Genomic DNA, 18,792 nt, shown 5'->3' on the forward strand with positions numbered 1-18,792 from the left:
TACCTGCTCCTATTCTGCTGCGATTGAGTTAAGCGTAGGCTCGGATATAAGTTTCGCAGCCCAAGCAAGATCTTTTTCGATGAGCCAGGTCTGTAGGAAACTATCACCTTCGGTTTCTGCCCAAATGCGGTCCATCAAAGCTTGATCGGCTGGTGAGGCTGCCCCGCAAAGACTAAGCGCAACAGGCCCAAGGCCCAATTCAAAAACACGACATCCTAGAGGCGATTGGTAATAATATTCGCGTTTGGGCGTAGACCTTGAAATGAGTTCAATCTGGCGCGCATTTAGTCCGAATTTTTCGTAAATGGTTTTAGTTTGTGGCTCCAAGGCGCGTTCATTGGGTAAGAAGATGCGTGTTGGACAGGATTCAACTAAAGCAGGTGCGATTGTTGAGTTTGCAATATCAGCCAGAGATTGAGTGGCGAAGACAACAGCGACATTTTTCTTTCTAAGTGTCTTAAGCCATTCGCGAATACGCGCTGCAAACATTGGATCATCTAAAAAGAGCCAAGCCTCATCTAAAATGAGCAATGTAGGTTGGCCGTTAAAGCGTTCCTCCAACCGATGAAATAAATATGTGATGACAGGGGCAATGGCTTTGCCAGTGTGCATCAACTCTTCCATTTCAAAACATGCATTTGATGAGAGTGTAAGAGTATCACAATCACTATCTAGCAGGCGTCCATGAGGCCCTTCAAGTGTATAAGGGTGTATGGCGGATTTAAGCTGGTCTTCTTGAAGAAGTAAGGATAATCCAGTGAGTGTACGCTCACAGAGTGGGGCTGTAGCTAGTGCGCAAATCCCATTCCATAATTTGGCTTTGAGATCAGGCGTTATACTCAGGCCTTCATTCATACAAAGCCCAGCTAACCAATCGGCAGCAAAGCTAGTCCCTCGATCACTGTCTAAGTTTGCTAGCGGTTGCAAACTGGGGCGATGATTGCCACCGAGATCTATATGTGTCCCACCCATTGCCAATATAGCTGCCCGTGCGGATCGGCCTTTGTCAAAAATGAAGACTTGTGCGCCTTCATAGCGTTGCCACTGCAATGCGAGCAAAGAGAGTAAAACTGATTTACCTGCACCCGTAGGCCCAATTATGAGTGAGTGTCCCACATCACCAACATGAAGGTTTAAGCGAAAAGGCGTTGTACCATCTGTTTGAGCCTCTAAGAGAGCGGGGGCTTTTAAATGTGAGTTATTCGCTTCGCCGGCCCAGACCGCAGAGAGGGGGACCATATGTGCTAGGTTGAGTGTATGTAGGATAGGTTGGCGCACATTCGCATAGACATGGCCTGGTAAAGAGCCAAGCCATGCTTCAACAGCGTTGAGGGTTTCTTTAATGGCTGTAAATCCACGTCCATTTATGATGCTGGTGACTTTGCGGATGTGTTCTTCAGCAATGTGTTGATCAGGATGGCTAATTGTAATTGTGGTTGTTACATACCCATAGGATACAAGATCTGCCCCTAGCTCTTGAAGGGCAGCATCAGCGTCAGCTGCTTTGTTATCTGCATCATTATCAACCAACGCTGCTTGTTCGTTAAAAAGAGTCTCGCGTACAACCGCGCCAATAGATTTGCGTTTGGCAAACCAATGGCGACGTTTTTTATTCAAAACGGCTTCAGCCTCAGATTTATCCATCGCAATAAAGCGAGTACACCAGCGATAACTAAAACCTTGTCGGTTCAAGTCATCAAGAATACCTGGAAGGGTAGAGGCTGGAAAACCCAATATAGTGAGTGTACGCAAATGTGCGTCACCTAATTGAGGTTCTAATCCTCCAGCAAAAGGTGTGTCCGCCAGAATAGCGTCAAGAAAGACGGGAAATTCCGGTGTTGTCACCGGATGTTGTTTTGTTGAGATTGTCGAGTGGAGATAGGTGAGCGTTTCGTCATCATCCAGACGTGTAATTTCAGAAAGACAAGTTGCCAGTAGATCGAAGACGCGATCTGAATGCTGTGAAAAACTATCTAACCGTTGTTGCCAGGTTTGTGTGTCCTTTGCATTTCGTCGCTCAATAAGGGCGCGCTCTGCATGATTGGCGGTATCTGCTGGCGGAAGCCAAAGCAGTGTGAGATAATAATCACTTTTAAACCTTGCCCCCATTGCTTCTGACTGTAAGCTGCGTTCTTGATCGATGAGCCAAGAAGCTGGTTCTGGAAAGTTAGAAATGGGGTAATTTGTTACGTCTGATCTAACAGCTTCAAAAAATAGAGCCCATCCTGACCCAAAGCGCCGAAATACATTATTGATGCGAGCCATAACAGACACGAGTTCTTCTTTGGTAGAACTTTCTAGGTCTGGTCCGCGATATTTAAAGCTTGTTTGAAATGATCCATCCTTATTCAGAATAACGCCTTTTGCAACAAGGCATGCCCATGGCAAATAGTCTGCTAAGCGTTTGGGAGTTTCTGAATACTCTTTAAGGTTTAGCATAACAAATGCTCCTTATGGCGTGCAGAACGGCTCGCTACGACCATGAAATCAGGATCTGATTTGGCCATAAAAACCGCTGCAGAATGCCCAATGATCCATAAAATGAGACCAGGTACCCACAGCTGTAAGCCTAATGCTAAAGCGGCAGCAATCGTGCCAATCGCAATGGCTGCGCCGCGAGGGGCACCGCCCATTAAGATGGGTTCAGCGAGCGACCGGTGGAGCGGTATTTCATAACCTTCAACCATCAGATGAGCGTGCCCCCACCAAATGAGAAGAAGGTCAAAAAGAAGCTGGTTGCTGCAAAGGCTATGGACAGCCCAAAGACAATTTGGACAAGTTTGCGCATGCCGCCTGATGTTTCACCAAAAGCAAGTGTAAGGCCCGTCACTGTAATAATCAGTACAGCCACAATGCGCGCGACCGGACCTTCTATGGATTGTAAAACTTGATCAAGTGGAGCCTCCCAAGGCATTCCAGTTCCTGCTGCATGGGATGGCAATGAAAGCGAGACATAAGCAGACGTTAGAGCAAGGTATTTTAGTGAGAGCTTGCGCATGGGACTTCATCCGTATTGAGAATTGAAAGTGAAGGCGAAACGAGGGAGGTTGTGAGGTAATCATGCCCATCATAACCAGTGACACGCAGCACTTCTTCTACGCTGCGAACACCATCTTTGCGGGACATGAAGACAACCACATCAATTGCCTCTGCAATAAGCTGATGAGGAGGATGTGAGATTGCTTCTTGGGTCAGTTGTTCTAGCCGCTTTAGAGCTGATCTAGCTGAATTGGCATGTAAGGTGGTGAGCCCACCAGGGTGGCCAGTATTCCATGCTTTGAGGAGATCAAGCGCTTCGCTACCTCGTACTTCTCCTACTACGATACGATCGGGACGCAGGCGTAGAGTGGAACGTACAAGTTGCTGTAAACTTATTCTGTCTTTAAGCGTACGAAGAGCAATAGCATTGGGCGCTGTGCATCTAAGTTCTCTTGTATCTTCTAATATAATGACACGGTCGGATTGAAAAGCCGTTTCAGCAAGCAATGCATTTGCAAATGTCGTCTTGCCTGATGATGTTCCTCCCGCAATGAGGATGTTGTCATGTTCGAGCACAGCATTTTGTAGTGCCAATGCCCCATTTGAATTAATACATCCCAAAGTGATATAGTCGTTTAACCCAAGAGGTGTGTTGGCTGGTTTGCGAATTGAAAAACAGGGAGCCTCGCTTACAGGAGGAAGTATGCCTTCAAAGCGTTCTCCTGAATTTGGTAGTTCAGCAGATAGAATAGGGGAGGTTGTATCAACGTTCTCTCTTACGCTAGATGCAACAAGTTTGATAATACGTTCACGATCTGAAGCTTCTAGTCTCGTATCTGATACCACAATGCCTATGCGTGCTTTCTCAATCCAAATGGAGCCATCTGGATTGGCCATTATTTCAATTGTATCTGCTTCAGTTAATGCCTCACGAATGGCAGGGCAAAAGGCTGTATGCAGCATTTGATTGCGTCGCTTCAGTGTTTCAATATGAGACATGCCCTTACACTCCGTTGGAGACGAAATATGAGCTTAATATGTGAAAAGTAGGAAAGTTTGGGCAGTGGGAATGGCGGCAAATGAATGCAGGATATTACAAAATGACCACGTGAGATATGACAGGAAAATCACGTCTCGTTTGCCGTTTCGTGCACGTGAAATCATTGAATTATTATATGGATTTCTACATTTAATACTTTAAGTAGTGTTTGGCATGTAGGTTGCTTTGTCTGGCTCTGTAAGTATGGAGGCCTGCATGAAGCGATTTGAGTTAGATAAAGACTGCATATTAGAGAAATATGATTATCTTTGGTGCCTATCCGATGATCGATGGGCTTGGGAATATGCACGTAGAAGTAAGCTGGTTCGAGACTCTTTTGAGCAGATAGACTTAAATGCGGTCGTTGAAAAAATTAGCCCTTATACTGGTGCACGCCTAATAGAATTTAAAGCCAGTTCCAACATTTGTGATAAGTTAGGAATGGCGTTATTTCCAGACCCCAAACATAACGCGCTTAAGGCTGACATAGTTTGGAACAGAAGCGCTTTACCCAATCAAGCTGAAATTAATGCGACTTTCCTGATGGAAGGGCAGGTGTGTGACTTATGGCAAGCGGCACAAGAGCAGTGCGATATAACACATGTTATAGACCGCTCAGGACAGGAATTTGTATTGGCGTCAAACGCTGGACGCGTGGTGCAAGTTCATTGCACTGGGGTTTCACTTTTAAGTTTGGAGCCTGTGCGACTTAAGTTAACAATTTCGGACATACTTTCATTTGAAGAAAAGGTAAAAGCACAAAGGTCGGTTCTGGAAGTTTTAGGTCAAGACCTTCTTAAAAACCCTGTTTGGTCGAAGAAAACGCAGATACTTAGAAATGGCCTCATTGCTTTAGATGGCTTGGAGGCAGGTATGACACGCATGCAAATTGCTGAATTGATTTTTGGAAAATCTAGAACAAAGAATGAGTGGAGTGGGGGATCTTTAAGGTATTCAATAAGATATTTAGTCAAAAAAGCGCAAGCTTTGAGAGATGGGGGCTTTTACACGGAGTTGCTTGGAAGTCAAAAGGGCTTAGTCTGGGATTAAGCTAAGTCTGAACCTCTCATTGCTCTGCTATCTTACGTCGTTTTGATGGTAAATGCGGATTGATATTTTAACTATTAGGGGCGCATTGCGCACTTAAAACGGTCGTCTGCAATCAAGTGCAGACGGCTTTTTTATGTGTGTATTGGCTAGCCAATAGATGGTGGCGACGCGTTCTTCTTGCACACGTCTCAGCTATTTAAACCCGCAAGGGGTCGCGTGCGCGTCCGCTCAATTTGAGCGGATGAAATAGCTGTTTGGGTGTGCCTTCATCTCTCTTTGTCGCCACCATCTATGGCCAGCCAAATGCTGGGGTAGACGGTGTGAGCGATGAGTCATGATACCAAGGCAAAATGATATGAACAGTTATGAAGAAAAAATGGCGCGTCGGAAAGAAAAACTAGAAGCAGCGGCGCAAAGAGCTGATGCCAGAGCGAAGGCGGCATATGAACGTGCAGATTTAAGAGAAGAAAAAACAGGTATTCCACTCGGCCAGCCTATTTTGGTCGGTCATCATTCTGAGCGCAGACATAGAAGGGTAATTGAGCGGGCACATGCTGCGATGGATGAATCAGTATCGCAAAATAAACGTGCTGAACAATTACGTGAAAAAGCAGCGAATGTTGGAGCTGGAGGCATAAGTTCTGATGATCCAAATGCAATTGAAAAACTAGAGAAAAAACTAGCAAAATTACAAGACCAGCAGTCGCAGATGAAATTTAATAATCGCATCTTAAAAAAATGGGTCAAAAAGGGCGTGTCACCTGATTCCGAAGGGGCTTTATTTGAAGAATGCTTTGCTGAATTAAAGGCGATAAATCCAGCTATAACGATGAATTCAGCGCGCTTAATGTTAAAGCCAGATAGCTTTGGATACGTAGGGCATGCTCCGTTTGAATTGACGAATAATAATGCAAAAATAAGATCCACAGCTAAACGAATAAAACAGTTAAGGGCTAATCAAAACAATCAAACCAGTACGGAAATTGTTGAGGATGTCTGTAAAATTGTTTTTAATGTTGAGGAAAATCGGGTTCAAATTATTTTTCAAAATAAACCAAACCAAAGTGTCCGAATGCTCATGAAAAGCCATGGATTTCGATGGGCACCGTCTAGAAACGCTTGGCAACGTCAGCTCACCAACAATGCAAGATATGCAGCCAAATTGATCATGTGCAAACTCAAAAAATAGCGCTTGTGACTGAGCTTTGAGAATATCATATCTTACATTGCCCCCTATAGAAATTTTAGGGGGCAATATTGATTTTAAACTTTGGTTTTTGGGATTTAAATGCTCGCTTGATCTCGTCAGATATATTAGAAATAGAGTGTATAATATCAAGCGCTTATCACCTAATTTAATGAAATTATTAAATACATTTGGTAAATGAAACGGTGCAATATTTGAAAGTAAATATTGCACCTGTAAATTAAGATATTTTGCCGCCTTTTAATTGCTCACTTTGGAATTATTAGGGAATGCAAGTATGTCTTACTCACGTCAAACACCTCCTGAACATCGCAATGGGTTAGATTTGTTGACGACAGCTCAAGCAGCAGAATTTCTAAAGCTGTCTGAGACGACATTGTGTCATTATCGATGCCAAGGTAAAGGCCCTATATACCGCAAACATGGCTGGCGAATTTTCTATACAAAATCTGATTTGATTGATTGGTCGGAAAAGCAAAGATGGTCCTCAACCTTCAATAAATTGAGGTCCAACTGATGCGGGTTGTTCTCATAGGTTGTGCTGGGATATGTGCGATCGTATTTGAACTTTTTTGGCCAGAACCTGTCACTAAGAAATTCATTTTCAATAGAACGAATAGCGCTCCGATAGGATTATATTGGGTCTTGCAGGAACCCATTGCAAAATCGAATTGGATTGTTGTTTCAGCCAAAAGTGAAGCTGCTAAATATGCCTACAGACAGGGGTTTATTGGTCCAGGCTGGCCTATGATCAAAAAGGTTGCAGCGCTTTATGGCGATGAAGTTTGTCGCCAAGGCATGCAGGTGTTTATAAACGGTAGTTTAGTAGCCCTGGCGCAGAAGCAAGACAAATCTGGTCGCGCACTTCCCGAGTGGAAGGGCTGTAGAATACTTCATACACAAGACATTTTTCTCCTCAATGAGAATTTATCGTCCTTGGATGGGCGCTATTTAGGGGTGATGACCGTTTCTGACGTGGATGGAGTCGCTGTGCCTATTTGGACGTACAGGTAATTTCAACACATAGTTAGAGGGATGTATGTGAGGGTTAGGTGGGAGTGGGCAAGATAAAATAAGAATGTTCCAGTGACATTCTAAGTTATTGTCTTCACATCTTTTAATTGGAATTTGTTGTCAGCTTTTGTGGTGCACATTTCATGGGATGTGTCTGTTTCCAAACCTTCAAACTTGAAGTCTCACAAAAGGGAAATGATGGAAGATGAATTTAGAGTTCGTTTGGGACGTATACGTGACAAGCATACACAGCGGGAATTTCCGCTGCAAAAAAGAATTAGAAATTTAGCAAACAAATCTAAATATCAAAATGGGTATCAGACACGCTATGCACGAGGAAGATTGGCGGCCTTAGAATCTAAATTACACATTCAAAAAACCGATAATATCTACCGACGGCGCGTGTTGATTAAAACTCACATTGCGAAGCCAAGTAAACATTTGGGTCGTTCAGGGTTTAAAATCCATCTCAAATATCTTCAACGTGAAGGGGTAGATAAAGACGGAATAGGTGGTGAGCTCTACAGCAGTGAACGTACTGTTGTGAGTGAAGAAAATTTTTTAGCGCGCTCAGCACATGATCGTCATCAGTTTCGTTTTATCCTGTCAGCTGAGGATTCCAATGATTTATTGGATATGAAGCAGATAACTAGAAAGTTGATGGCACAAGTTGAAAAGGACTTAGGCGCGAAGCTCGATTGGTTAGGGGTCGATCATTATAATACAGAGCATCCTCATTCTCATATTGTGTTGCGCGGAAAAGATAAATCAGGGCGTGACCTAGTTATAGCTCGCGAATATCTATCTCACGGAATGCGTTTACGCGCCGAAGACTTAATTACCAAGGAGTTGGGATTAAGGTCCGATCGGGAAATTTTTGAATCTAAGAAATTAGAAATAACCAAAGACTGTTTTACGCGTTTAGATAGAGATATCGAAAACCGCATAAGAAATGGTGGAGTAATAGATCAGTTTGATGGTCCTTTACGTTTGAAATTTGAGCACGCCTTTGTGCGTCAAAGATTGCAGTATTTACAATCACAAAATTTGGCAGATTTCACAGAAGGGGAGTGGAAGTTGAAATCTGACTGGCAGGAGGTGCTTCGAGCAAGAGGGAAGCGTGGAGATTTAGTGCGTTCATTTGTGCATCAGCACGACAGAGATAGCGTAGATCAAGCTTTAAATTTCATTGAAGAACGTCAGGGCAATTGGACAACTCTATTGGGAGCCGTTGTTAAACAGGGCTTAGTCGACGAATTGCAGGATCAACGATACATTATTATTGAAGATCAAAACGCTCAAAGATGGCATATGGCTCTAGGTAAATCTCAAACGACCATCCATCCCTCGAATGGAGCGATTGTTAGGGTTGAAAAAAAATCTTTAGAGCCCAAACCCTCTGATATAAAAATTGATCAGATTGCAAAGCGCAATGTCGGGCGATACTCGGATCAGATGCATTGTGAATTTGAACCTGGGGATTCTATTGCATACCGCTTAGCCATCAAAAGGCGATTGGAGGGGCTTCGGCGTAAAGGTATTGTTGATTTAGTGGGAAAAGATGTTTGGAAAATTCCAACTGATTACCTGACACGTATTTCGACTTTGGAAAGTAAACCCATAGATCAAGCCAAGTTAAGTGTGAAATCTTGGATGCCATTGGATAAGCAAATTACAGCAAATGGTTATACATGGTTAGATAGTCAAAAAGATGTCTTAAAAGGGCGCTTTGCCGAGGCTAAAGAAAAACGTATTGTATATCTTCGCCAAAAAGGGTGGCTTAAAGGCAAAGAAGTTGAATTGAGTGATACGTCTCAAAGATTGTTGCGTAATCAGGAAACTAAGCGTGTTTTGGCCATTGAAATCAATCAATCTAAACGGAATCCGATTGACCTTGTCTCTGGTGGTTCAATCTTTGGACGTTACGAGAAAAGCTTATACTTAGCCAAAGGCCGTATGGCCTTAATTGGCAATGCGCATCAGTTTGCGATTGTTCCATGGAGACCTGCACTAGAGCGGCATCTTGGACGTGAGATGCTATTTGAGATGGGGCGAAGAAATATATCTTGGAAGTTGGGTAAGGAACAAGATTTGGGTCGTTAGCTGAGTTGCTGCCTTTTGTACCTTTTGACACTATAGCCAATGCAAACCGTATGGGATGTTGAACATGCAACATCTGGAGTTTGTAATGACGCCATCTAAAATTTTGATTGGTCAGTTCGCTATCGTTTCTGGTATAATTATACTGGCAAATTGGATTGCGACGCAGTGGGTGGCATCGTCTCTACACTATCAAGTGGGTCTAGGCTCAGTTTGGTTTTTCATCGATGAACAGCCAATTTATTATCCCTGGCGGATATATCAATGGTGGTATGCTTATGAAGCGTATTCACCAAGTATTTTTGCGCAAGGAGGGCTTATTGCTGTATCGGGGGGCGTATTCGGAATTCTTGCTGCCGTCATCGGGTCTATTTGGCGTTCTCGCTGGGAGAAAAATGTATCTACATTTGGTTCTGCCCGTTGGGCAGATATGAAAGATATAAAAAAAGCAAATTTGTTTGAAGAAAAAGGCGTATTCTTAGGGCGATTGCATTCAAAATACTTACGGCATAATGGTCCTGAGCATGTACTAGCTTTTGCGCCAACGCGTTCAGGTAAAGGTGTCGGGCTCGTTATTCCGACTCTATTGAGTTGGCCAAAAAGTGTCGTTGTTCATGATATAAAGGGAGAAAATTGGGACATTACTTCGGGGTGGCGCTCAAAGTTTGGCCCGTGTTTGAAGTTTGACCCTACAGACTTATCCTCTAGTAAATATAATCCATTGTTAGAGGTAAGGCGAGGGATCAATGAAGTACGTGATGTGCAGAATATCGCCGATATTTTAGTCGACCCAGAAGGTTCACTAGAAAGGCGCTCGCATTGGGATAAAACAGCACATACTTTACTTGTGGGGGTTATATTACATGTGCTGTATGCGGAAAAGAAAAAGTCTTTAAATTCGTGCGCTTTACTACTTTCCCACCCTAAAAGGTCATTTGAGCTGACATTATCCTTGATGTTGCAGACAAAGCATTTAGGCGAGGAGGGTGTGCATCCGGTCATTGCCCAGTCGGTGCGAGAGTTGCTCAACAAGTCTGCGAATGAACGTTCAGGGGTCTTATCGACTGCTTTAAGCTGTTTAAGCTTGTACCGGGACCCAATTATTTCGGAGATCACCTCTGCAAGTGAATGGCGTGTTGAAGATCTGGTGAATACAGCACAACCCGTGTCTCTATATCTGGTGGTCCCGCCGTCAGATATTTCTAGAACGAAACCTTTAATCAGGATGATACTGAACCAGATTGGAAGACGATTAACACAGGAATTACCAACCCAAGCTCGCACTAGATTGTTACTGATGTTGGATGAATTTCCAGCGCTCGGGCGACTAGACTTTTTTGAAACATCTTTGGCATTTTTGGCAGGGTATGGAATTAGGGTGTATATAATAGCTCAATCTTTAAATCAGATTGAGAAATCATACGGAACGAATAATTCAATTTTGGACAATTGCCATGTCAGGATCGCTTTCGCGAGTAATGATGAACGTACAGCTAAACGAATTGCAGATAGTTTAGGTACAAAGACCCAATTACGCGCTCAGAAGAATTATACGGGGCACCGGCTGGCACCTTGGTTGAGCCATATGATGGTTTCGCGCCAAGAGACACAGCGCCAACTATTAACCCCGGGTGAAGTGATGCAACTTAGTGAAACTAAAGCTTTAATTATGATAGCGGGCGTACCTGCTATCATGGCGAAAAAACTACAATATTTCAAAGATAAAAATTTCATTGAACGAGTACTTCCTGCTCCTGTGAGAGGGGGACATTTAAATACTCCAAATACTGATTGGTATAAAGCGTTACCGTATACGGGGCCGAATATGAGTGATTTGGAGATGTCCAGTCAAATAAATCAAGAAATTCAAACAATTATAGAATGCGGAAAGAGCCACGAACATGACGTTGAAGTTGTAGATGACAGAGGTGAAAATGAGGTCGAAAATATTAAACGATCGTTTTCATTTCATCAAAGCAAGAATGATGTTTTTCCGGAGTTTTGAAAATTGTACAAACCACGAGTAAATCTGCGATTGTCCCATCAACTTTATGCTCAACTTTGCGAAAGATCTAATTCTCCAGGAGTCACAAAGACTCAAATTGTGGAAGCTGCGCTTGAGCAATATTTCCGAATAGGCAGACATGAAAGTGATGACAATCAGTTGCTCACTAAATACAGAGAAGTAGAAACCAAAATTGTTCAATCACATCGTGATATTGCTTTGGGAAATGAGATGTTAGCTCAATTTATTCTTTATTGGCTCACAAGAACTGAACCATTGCCCGAGAAAGAGCGGGAGAGAGCACATACTTTAGGACAAAAACGCTTTGAGTATTTTCTCAACCAAGTTGCCCAAAAAATTGGACAGACCTAGCATTTAGAACTAGCGCAGAATTTTTGCCAACAAATTTGAGGTTTAACGGCTATTTTGGCTGCCAAATAGATCGCACCCAAGATACTGAGACTTTTGTAAAACCTTTGGTAAGGCTAAAAAGGTATTTTAAAACAATACACTTGCTTTTCCATAGAGGCTGAATATGACCGTCTACCAGTTCGAACCCCACCGTAAACGCCGTGATGAGCAAGCTAAGCAGGCCGCAAAACAAAATGCTGCACCAAAGAAAAATACTATTAAATACATAGGGTTGTTGATAGGTATTGTTGTTCTTGTAGCTGGTATAATGTATGGGCCGGGTAGTTTGTAAGAGAGCTGATTGAGTGTTGGATAACAAGCAAGCAAATTACAAACTATCCTTGAAATTACTGCATTCGTAGTCTTTGCATTGACGTAGACTGGGGGCGTTGCTACCCGGATTAAGGTAAATTAATTACTTGAGTAGATTTTGTTGAATAGGGGTTTTGAGTGAAGGGGATTATTTTAGCCGGAGGCACAGGATCAAGATTATTTCCTGTCACTTTAGGTATCTCCAAACAATTGGTTCCCGTCTATGATAAGCCCATGATTTATTATCCGCTCAGCGTGTTGATGCTGGCTGGAATTAAAGATGTGCTGATCATTACCACGCCAACTGATATGTCTGCTTTTCAGCGACTTTTAGGTGATGGATCACGTTTTGGAATAAACATCGAATATGCAGCGCAAGAAGTGCCAAATGGATTGGCGGAAGCCTTCTTAATCGGTGAGCAATTCATCGACGGGAAGCCATGTGCGCTTATTTTAGGTGACAATATTTTTTACGGTGCAGGTCTGCGCCAGATTTGTAAAGCCGCTGCCGAAAAGGACGTAGGGGCGAGCGTCTTTGCCTATAAAGTCGCCGATCCAGAGCGTTATGGTGTCGTCGAATTTGATAAAGATCATAAAGCCCTATCAATCGAGGAAAAACCGAAAATTCCTAAATCCAGTTGGGCGGTCACCGGACTTTACTTCTATGACGCGCAAGTGGTTGATATCGCAAAATCTGTTCGCCCATCAGAACGTCAAGAATTAGAAATCACTGATGTAAATCAAGCTTATTTGGATCAAGGATTGTTACAGGTTGAAAGGTTAGGGCGTGGTTATGCATGGCTTGATACTGGGACCCACGATAGTCTACATGAAGCCGGTTCATTCGTGCGCACGATTGAAAAACGTCAGGGTATTAAGATTGCCTGTCCAGAAGAGATTGCATTTGATTTGGGCTATATAACGCCAGACGAATTAAAAAAGCGCGCCAGAGCGCTAGGCAAAACAGACTATGCAAAATATCTGATGCGGATATTGCGAGAAAGCAATTAAAACGAGGATAACGCATGCAGATTCGTGATCTAGGGCTGGAAGGCGTCAAGGAAATTATCCCAAAACGCTTTGGAGATGCACGCGGTTTTTTTTCCGAAACATACAATCAAAAACAGTTTGAAGCAGAAAACTTACCCACTAATTGGGTGCAGGATAACCACTCACTTTCAGCTGATGCCTATGTCTTGCGGGGCTTGCATTTTCAGACAAACCCAATGGCCCAAGATAAATTAGTGCGCGTCATATCCGGACAAGTTTTTGATGTTGCTGTAGATATTCGCAAAAACTCACCTGATTACGGCAAATGGGTAGGTCTAAAATTATGCGCTGAGCAGGGCAATCAAATCCTTGTTCCCAAGGGTTATGCGCATGGCTTTTTAACCCTTACACCCAATGCGCAGGTTGTGTATAAAGTGACAGCACTTTATGCCCCAGAAAATGACCGTTCCATCGCATGGAATGATTCAGAGGTTGGAATAGAATGGCCACTTGATGGACAGGTGCCGCAACTGTCTGAGAAAGATGCTTCAGCGCCCAAATTGTCTGAAATAGATAATAATTTCATATACTTAAAAAGTTAGGCCGACACATGAAAATTCTGGTAACAGGTGGGGCAGGCTTTATCGGATCGGCTGTATGTCGCTATCTTGTCGGACAATGTGGTGTCTCCGTAGTGAACCTTGATAAGCTCACTTATGCAGCAAATTTATCATCGCTAAAAACCATCGAAAACCATTCCGCATACGCTTTTGAGCAAGTTGATGTTTGTGACGGGGAAGCAGTGTTGTCCGTGATGAAAAAACACGCCATCGATGCAGTTATGCACCTTGCTGCCGAAAGCCATGTGGATCGATCTATAGATGGTCCGTCAGCCTTTATGCAAACCAATATTATGGGCACGTATTCTATGCTCGAGGCGTCACGCGAATATTGGTCTAATTTTATGAAAAACAAAGATAATTTTAGATTTCATCACGTGTCTACAGACGAAGTTTTCGGGGATTTACCCTTTGATGATAGCTTGTTTAGAGAAGACACGCCTTATGCTCCATCTTCTCCATATTCAGCTTCCAAAGCATCCTCTGACCACCTTGTACACGCTTGGCATCGCACCTATGGCTTGCCCATTGTCATGAGCAATTGTTCCAATAATTATGGCCCATACCATTTCCCAGAAAAGTTAATTCCACTCATAGTCATAAACGCGTTACAAAACAAACCTTTACCGGTATATGGCAAAGGAGAAAACGTCCGCGATTGGCTCTATGTCGAAGATCATGCAGTGGCGCTCACAGCCGTCATCGAAAAGGGCCGTATCGGTCAAAGTTACAATATTGGCGGTAATAGTGAGCGCACCAATCTCGCTGTGGTGCAAGGCATATGTGATATCCTAGATCAAAAGCGACCAGAGGGGCGTTTACGGCGTGACCTGATAACATATGTCGCTGACCGACCCGGCCATGATATGCGCTACGCTATTGATTCAAATAAGATAAAAAGTGAATTAGGTTGGCGGCCATCAGTCTCCTTTGAGCAGGGGTTGGCGGCGACCGTAGATTGGTATTTAAACAATGAGTGGTGGTGGAAACCTATTCTTGTAAACAGGTATTCAGGACAACGGCTTGGACGCTGAGACACGTCTGAACTAGCGGGTTACAGTATCAATAGATACTAAAAGTTTTCAACGAGGCGACAGTGTGTTAGCTGACCTCGAATTGATTTTTTGGGGCGATCAGTAAGAGGTGACTTTTGATGAAAATAGGAATTGCGGGACTAGGTTATGTTGGTTTGTCCAACGCGATCTTATTAGCGCAACATAATGAAGTGGTTGCATTTGATGTCGTTCAAGAAAAAGTAGATTTGGTCAATGCAGGCAAATCTCCAATTGTTGATGCAGAATGTTCAGAATACCTTGCAAAAGGAACATTGAATTTAAAGGCCACAACTGATCCCATCGAAGCTTATGAAGGTGCCGATTTTGTTATCATCGCGACACCGACAAATTACGATGTAGATAGCAATGCATTCGATACATCTACCGTCGAACGCGTCATTGAAACTGTGTCGAGTCTAAATCCCAATGCTGTTATGGTAATTAAATCAACAATACCAGTTGGTTACGTTTCTAGTGTTATCGAAAAGACGGGATGCAAAAACATCATGTTCAGTCCCGAATTTTTGCGGGAAGGGCGTGCTCTATATGACAATCTGCACCCGAGTAGAATTGTGGTTGGAGAGAAGTCTGAACGCGCCAAAGTGTTTGCAAATTTATTGCTAGAAGGTGCACTGGAAAAAGACGTAAAACTCTTATTCACCGATGCATCTGAAGCTGAGTCTATCAAACTCTTTGCCAACACATTCCTTGCTATGCGCGTGGCCTATTTCAACGAGCTTGATTCATATGCAATGGCGCTTGGTTTGGATTCGCGCCAGATCATTGAAGGTGTCGGTTTAGATCCACGTATTGGCTCACATTACAATAACCCTTCATTTGGTTATGGCGGGTATTGTTTGCCCAAAGATACAAAGCAGCTACTCGCTAATTATGATGCAGTTCCGCAAAACTTGGTGCGCGCTATTGTAGATGCAAACTCCACACGAAAAGACTTTATCGCGGATGCAATCATTGCGAAGGGACCAAAGACTGTTGGCGTCTATCGTCTGGTGATGAAAGCTGGTTCAGATAACTTTAGAGCATCTTCAATTCAAGGCATTATGAAGCGGATAAAAGCTAAAGGTATCAATGTTATAGTGTATGAGCCGACCTACACAGAAGAGACTTTTTATGGCTCTGAAGTCACAGCTGATTTGAACAAACTAAAGGCTGAAAGTGACGTTATCATTGCAAATCGTCACAGCTCAGATTTAGCGGATGTGAAAGAAAAGGTCTTCACCCGAGACCTCTTTGGAACAGATTGAGCCTGAGCGTATGAAAGTCTTTGTAACAGGTGAAACAGGCCAAGTTGTAAAAGCGCTCATTAAGCTAGCAGATCAAGACCGTTTGGATGTCTACACCGCTGGACGGCCTTGGTTGGATTTATCAGAACTTACCGATGATACAAAGTGCGAGCATTTAAGTTCAATGATCGAGGATATCTCTCCAGATGTCATCGTAAATGCAGCCGCTTATACCAATGTTGATAAAGCCCAAGAAGAGGGCGATATGGCTGCGGCTGTAAATGCAAGTGGAGCAGGGGCCGTGGCAATGGTCGCGCGCAAGCTTGGTTTGCCCATTATTCAAATCTCGACTGACTATGTATTCGATGGCAGTAAGAGCGCTGAAATATTTGATGAAGATAACCCTGAATACAGCGATTATGATGCTGAAGATATTGCCGATATAAAAGCCAATGTTGACGATGGCACTTATAAAGAAGGTGATCTTACAAATCCAAAGTCAGTTTATGGGCAAACAAAGCTGGAAGGTGAAAAACTTGTAGCTTATGTCAATCCTTGTCATGTTATCCTCCGGACATCTTGGGTTTATTCTGAAACGGGTAATAATTTCCTCAAAACCATGTTGCGGGTAGGCGCTGAACGCGAGGAGGTTGGCGTTGTGGATGACCAATTCGGTGCCCCCACACATGCAGATGCCATCGCCGCTGGCATTGTTCAAATCGTAAAAAACCTAGTCGAAAGCCCTGAAAATGAAGAGCTTTATGGTGTGTTTCATATGACATGTCGCGGCACGACCTCATGGCATGGTTTTGCTGAGGCAATTTTTAAAGCATCGTCGCTTGCGGGTGGTCCTAATCCCAAGCTCAACGCCATCACAACTGAGGAATATCCATTGCCCGCCCCAAGGCCGGTAAACTCCCGCTTAAACTGTGAGAAGATTGCGCGTGTTCACAATGTCAGACTTCCAGCTTGGGAAGATTTGATAATGAAAACAGTTGTAAAAGTGCTAGGATAATAAAGAATTTAAAATTCCCTATCTTTAAGGGTGCTTACCGTCTTCTAGAAGCGGCATCAAACAGCCTAGCACGTGATAGAGTGTAGATGCAGGCGAATTGCTCGAAAGCACCTTGCCTTGTGCATCCACTTCATCATGCCAATAACCCATATTCTCTCCGCCAACCGTGAGATAGTGCTTTTTCAAACGCTCAAGCATTTCCAAGCCTTTACGTTGATCTTCAGGCGTATCTTTTGTTAATTTCAAACGAATGTATTCTGTTTGAGGCCATAAGCGCGATTTTAAAAATTTAGGGTGTGTGCCATCTGGATAGACAGCATTCACCAATAAGCCTGTATTAGGGGCCATGCCATATGTATCACTAAAGGCTTCCAAAACAGCCGTTGTGTTGGTTTTGCGGCCCGTCAGCTTTTCGTATTTACGCAGTAAGAATGCCCATTCCAGTAGATGCCCAGGCTCTAGTAAGCGGTAACGCGCATTCGCTCGGTCAGGTAAGGGTGTCAGGTCTTCGTGGAAATACTCACGCAATAAACCATCCACACAGAAACGTTGCGTATATAGCTCAAAAATTTCCTGTGCGAGATCTGCCATTTGCTCATCATCGAATAACTCCATCCACACCATCGCTGTCTCAAACAGGTGCATATGCGGATTAGCTCGGCGCGGAATTGTTGCAGGGATACCTTCAGAAAATCCGATAATAGGATGACGCAATTGGTTGAATAAAAGGTCTTTGGTTTTGTTAGCTGCTTTAAGAACGCGTTTTTCGCCGGTTACCTTGTATGCCCATGCTAGTCCAAGCAAGGCGAATGCTTGATCATATGTATCGATGCGGCCATCTTTAAGTGATCCGTCACGATTGTAAATGTGACCCCAACCACCAGTATCTAGCCAGCAATGATCCAACATATAATTGAGAGGTGAGAGGAGGGCCTCAGCGCCTTGTTTCCAACCCATTTCATGTGCATGTGCAAATGCATACACCTGACGCGCCTGAACACGGAAACGACGGCCCATGTCGTGGATAGGTTTACCATCTATATCCAACGCTTCATATGCACCGCCATATTCACGGTCCAAACCAATATCAGCCCATAATGGCAATGCTTGGTTAAACAGCCAATTTCTAGCCCACCCACGCGAACGCGACTCAAATGATTTTGAACGCGACCCATGTCCAAGTGCGGTGGAGTGTCCGTCTTTTTCAAGCGCTTGGTGTACTTTTTTCACGCTCTGAGCATGCTCAGTGTGACACACCAATAATGCATCAGGCGTATCAATAATCGCGACATCATCAAGCCCAATAACAGCGACAACCCGGCCACTTGCTTGCACAAGACAGTTTTTAGAATCTACAATCCGCACATCACCCGTGAGGTTGTTACCATTCTTGTCCATCGTGCCAAGCTCACGAACACTGGCCCAACTTCCAACATCAGACCAACCAAACTTGGCAGGCACAACAGCGGCATTTTCTGTACGTTCCATGATCGCATAATCGATTGATTTTTTCTCAATCGCGCTAAATAGCAATGGATCATATTGCAAATGCTTATAGCCATTCGCGGACGTTTCCAGACGTGCACAATCACACGCGGCAATCACTTTGGCATAAATATCTGGCTCAAAATTCGATAGCTCACTTAGATATGTGGAGCCACGCACAGCGAAAATCCCCGCATTCCAAACATAGTCTCCACTGTCCACATAGGATTGAGCCGTGTCAGCGTCTGGTTTTTCAACGAATTTTT

18 protein-coding genes are annotated in these 18,792 nt (G+C 43.6%); 13 read left to right on the forward strand and 5 right to left on the reverse strand.

What is annotated here, in order from left to right; genetic code table 11:
* Nucleotides 1-9 precede the first annotated feature (9 nt).
* Genes trbE through trbB form a run of 4 tightly spaced genes read right to left on the reverse strand, consistent with a single transcriptional unit; the run spans nt 10 to nt 3,978 of the window.
* On the reverse strand, nt 10-2,439 hold the full coding sequence (gene trbE / locus ACFQS8_RS15400) for a conjugal transfer protein TrbE (RefSeq protein WP_382169041.1): 2,430 nt from the start codon (nt 2,437-2,439) through the stop codon (nt 10-12).
* Entirely contained in the window at nt 2,433-2,687 is a 255-nt protein-coding gene (locus ACFQS8_RS15405) for a VirB3 family type IV secretion system protein (RefSeq protein WP_382169043.1), read from the reverse strand. Before ACFQS8_RS15405 ends, trbE begins: the two co-directional genes overlap by 7 nt.
* Nucleotides 2,687-2,998 (reverse strand): TrbC/VirB2 family type IV secretion system protein, encoded by a 312-nt coding sequence (locus ACFQS8_RS15410; protein ID WP_382169045.1) that lies wholly within the window; start codon nt 2,996-2,998, stop codon nt 2,687-2,689. The genes ACFQS8_RS15405 and ACFQS8_RS15410 overlap by 1 nt, the downstream gene beginning before the upstream one ends.
* Complete coding sequence (gene trbB, locus ACFQS8_RS15415) at nt 2,980-3,978, reverse strand: P-type conjugative transfer ATPase TrbB (RefSeq protein ID WP_382169047.1); 999 nt, start codon at nt 3,976-3,978, stop codon at nt 2,980-2,982. The genes ACFQS8_RS15410 and trbB overlap by 19 nt, the downstream gene beginning before the upstream one ends.
* 256 nt (nt 3,979-4,234) lie before the next feature.
* Here trbB and ACFQS8_RS15420 point away from each other — a divergent pair, with 256 nt between their 5' ends.
* The 13 genes from ACFQS8_RS15420 to ACFQS8_RS15480 all read left to right on the forward strand — a co-directional run bounded on the left by ACFQS8_RS15420 (nt 4,235) and on the right by ACFQS8_RS15480 (nt 17,041).
* The gene (locus tag ACFQS8_RS15420; protein WP_382169049.1) at nt 4,235-5,068 is read left to right on the forward strand and encodes a DNA -binding domain-containing protein; all 834 of its coding nucleotides are present in this window, start codon (nt 4,235-4,237) and stop codon (nt 5,066-5,068) included.
* Between the two features lie 355 nt (nt 5,069-5,423).
* Nucleotides 5,424-6,257 carry a DUF3560 domain-containing protein gene (locus ACFQS8_RS15425; RefSeq protein ID WP_382169051.1) on the forward strand — a complete coding sequence of 278 codons (834 nt, stop codon included), beginning with the start codon at nt 5,424-5,426 and terminating at the stop codon, nt 6,255-6,257.
* A 295-nt stretch (nt 6,258-6,552) separates the two neighbouring features.
* Nucleotides 6,553-6,792 (forward strand): helix-turn-helix domain-containing protein, encoded by a 240-nt coding sequence (locus ACFQS8_RS15430; protein ID WP_382169053.1) that lies wholly within the window; start codon nt 6,553-6,555, stop codon nt 6,790-6,792.
* Nucleotides 6,792-7,289, forward strand: coding sequence for a S26 family signal peptidase (locus ACFQS8_RS15435; protein ID WP_382169055.1), 498 nt, complete (start codon nt 6,792-6,794; stop codon nt 7,287-7,289). The genes ACFQS8_RS15430 and ACFQS8_RS15435 overlap by 1 nt, the downstream gene beginning before the upstream one ends.
* Nucleotides 7,290-7,418: 129 nt before the next feature.
* A complete protein-coding gene (locus tag ACFQS8_RS15440; protein ID WP_382169057.1) occupies nt 7,419-9,392 on the forward strand; it encodes a DUF3363 domain-containing protein in 1,974 nt (657 codons plus the stop codon).
* 85 nt (nt 9,393-9,477) lie between these two features.
* The gene (traG, locus tag ACFQS8_RS15445) at nt 9,478-11,394 is read left to right on the forward strand and encodes an IncP-type conjugal transfer protein TraG (protein WP_382169059.1); all 1,917 of its coding nucleotides are present in this window, start codon (nt 9,478-9,480) and stop codon (nt 11,392-11,394) included.
* 30 nt (nt 11,395-11,424) lie between these two features.
* Nucleotides 11,425-11,766 (forward strand): hypothetical protein, encoded by a 342-nt coding sequence (locus ACFQS8_RS15450; RefSeq protein WP_382169061.1) that lies wholly within the window; start codon nt 11,425-11,427, stop codon nt 11,764-11,766.
* Nucleotides 11,767-11,929: 163 nt separating this feature from the next.
* Entirely contained in the window at nt 11,930-12,097 is a 168-nt protein-coding gene (locus tag ACFQS8_RS15455) for a hypothetical protein (RefSeq protein WP_382169063.1), read from the forward strand.
* 158 nt (nt 12,098-12,255) lie between these two features.
* Nucleotides 12,256-13,128, forward strand: a complete 873-nt coding sequence (rfbA, locus tag ACFQS8_RS15460) for a glucose-1-phosphate thymidylyltransferase RfbA (RefSeq protein ID WP_382169065.1) — start codon at nt 12,256-12,258, stop codon at nt 13,126-13,128.
* Nucleotides 13,129-13,142: 14 nt separating this feature from the next.
* On the forward strand, nt 13,143-13,709 hold the full coding sequence (gene rfbC, locus ACFQS8_RS15465; RefSeq protein ID WP_382169067.1) for a dTDP-4-dehydrorhamnose 3,5-epimerase: 567 nt from the start codon (nt 13,143-13,145) through the stop codon (nt 13,707-13,709).
* A gap of 8 nt (nt 13,710-13,717) precedes the next feature.
* The gene (gene rfbB / locus ACFQS8_RS15470) at nt 13,718-14,761 is read left to right on the forward strand and encodes a dTDP-glucose 4,6-dehydratase (RefSeq protein ID WP_382169069.1); all 1,044 of its coding nucleotides are present in this window, start codon (nt 13,718-13,720) and stop codon (nt 14,759-14,761) included.
* A gap of 119 nt (nt 14,762-14,880) precedes the next feature.
* Nucleotides 14,881-16,047, forward strand: a complete 1,167-nt coding sequence (locus tag ACFQS8_RS15475) for a nucleotide sugar dehydrogenase (RefSeq protein WP_382169071.1) — start codon at nt 14,881-14,883, stop codon at nt 16,045-16,047.
* The gene (locus ACFQS8_RS15480) at nt 16,034-17,041 is read left to right on the forward strand and encodes an SDR family oxidoreductase (protein WP_382169073.1); all 1,008 of its coding nucleotides are present in this window, start codon (nt 16,034-16,036) and stop codon (nt 17,039-17,041) included. The genes ACFQS8_RS15475 and ACFQS8_RS15480 overlap by 14 nt, the downstream gene beginning before the upstream one ends.
* A gap of 24 nt (nt 17,042-17,065) precedes the next feature.
* Here ACFQS8_RS15480 and ACFQS8_RS15485 read toward each other — a convergent pair.
* Nucleotides 17,066-18,792: AGE family epimerase/isomerase (locus ACFQS8_RS15485; RefSeq protein WP_382169074.1), on the reverse strand; the 1,727-nt coding region annotated here is incomplete at its 5' end.

This window comes from Hirschia litorea (assembly GCF_042665075.1).
GTDB lineage: Bacteria > Pseudomonadota > Alphaproteobacteria > Caulobacterales > Hyphomonadaceae > Hirschia > Hirschia litorea.

Excerpts from the sequence above, each read along its gene's own strand:
- rfbB (WP_382169069.1), top strand. The coding sequence starts at position 13,718 with ATGAAAATTCTGGTAACAGGTGGGGCAGGCTTTATCGGATCGGCTGTA.
- ACFQS8_RS15405 (WP_382169043.1), bottom strand. The coding sequence starts at position 2,687 with ATGGTTGAAGGTTATGAAATACCGCTCCACCGGTCGCTCGCTGAACCC.
- ACFQS8_RS15430 (WP_382169053.1), top strand. The coding sequence starts at position 6,553 with ATGTCTTACTCACGTCAAACACCTCCTGAACATCGCAATGGGTTAGAT.
- trbB (WP_382169047.1), bottom strand. The coding sequence starts at position 3,978 with ATGTCTCATATTGAAACACTGAAGCGACGCAATCAAATGCTGCATACA.
- ACFQS8_RS15455 (WP_382169063.1), top strand. The coding sequence starts at position 11,930 with ATGACCGTCTACCAGTTCGAACCCCACCGTAAACGCCGTGATGAGCAA.
- rfbC (WP_382169067.1), top strand. The coding sequence starts at position 13,143 with ATGCAGATTCGTGATCTAGGGCTGGAAGGCGTCAAGGAAATTATCCCA.
- trbE (WP_382169041.1), bottom strand. The coding sequence starts at position 2,439 with ATGCTAAACCTTAAAGAGTATTCAGAAACTCCCAAACGCTTAGCAGAC.
- ACFQS8_RS15420 (WP_382169049.1), top strand. The coding sequence starts at position 4,235 with ATGAAGCGATTTGAGTTAGATAAAGACTGCATATTAGAGAAATATGAT.
- ACFQS8_RS15475 (WP_382169071.1), top strand. The coding sequence starts at position 14,881 with ATGAAAATAGGAATTGCGGGACTAGGTTATGTTGGTTTGTCCAACGCG.
- ACFQS8_RS15435 (WP_382169055.1), top strand. The coding sequence starts at position 6,792 with ATGCGGGTTGTTCTCATAGGTTGTGCTGGGATATGTGCGATCGTATTT.
- ACFQS8_RS15410 (WP_382169045.1), bottom strand. The coding sequence starts at position 2,998 with ATGCGCAAGCTCTCACTAAAATACCTTGCTCTAACGTCTGCTTATGTC.
- traG (WP_382169059.1), top strand. The coding sequence starts at position 9,478 with ATGACGCCATCTAAAATTTTGATTGGTCAGTTCGCTATCGTTTCTGGT.
- ACFQS8_RS15425 (WP_382169051.1), top strand. The coding sequence starts at position 5,424 with ATGAACAGTTATGAAGAAAAAATGGCGCGTCGGAAAGAAAAACTAGAA.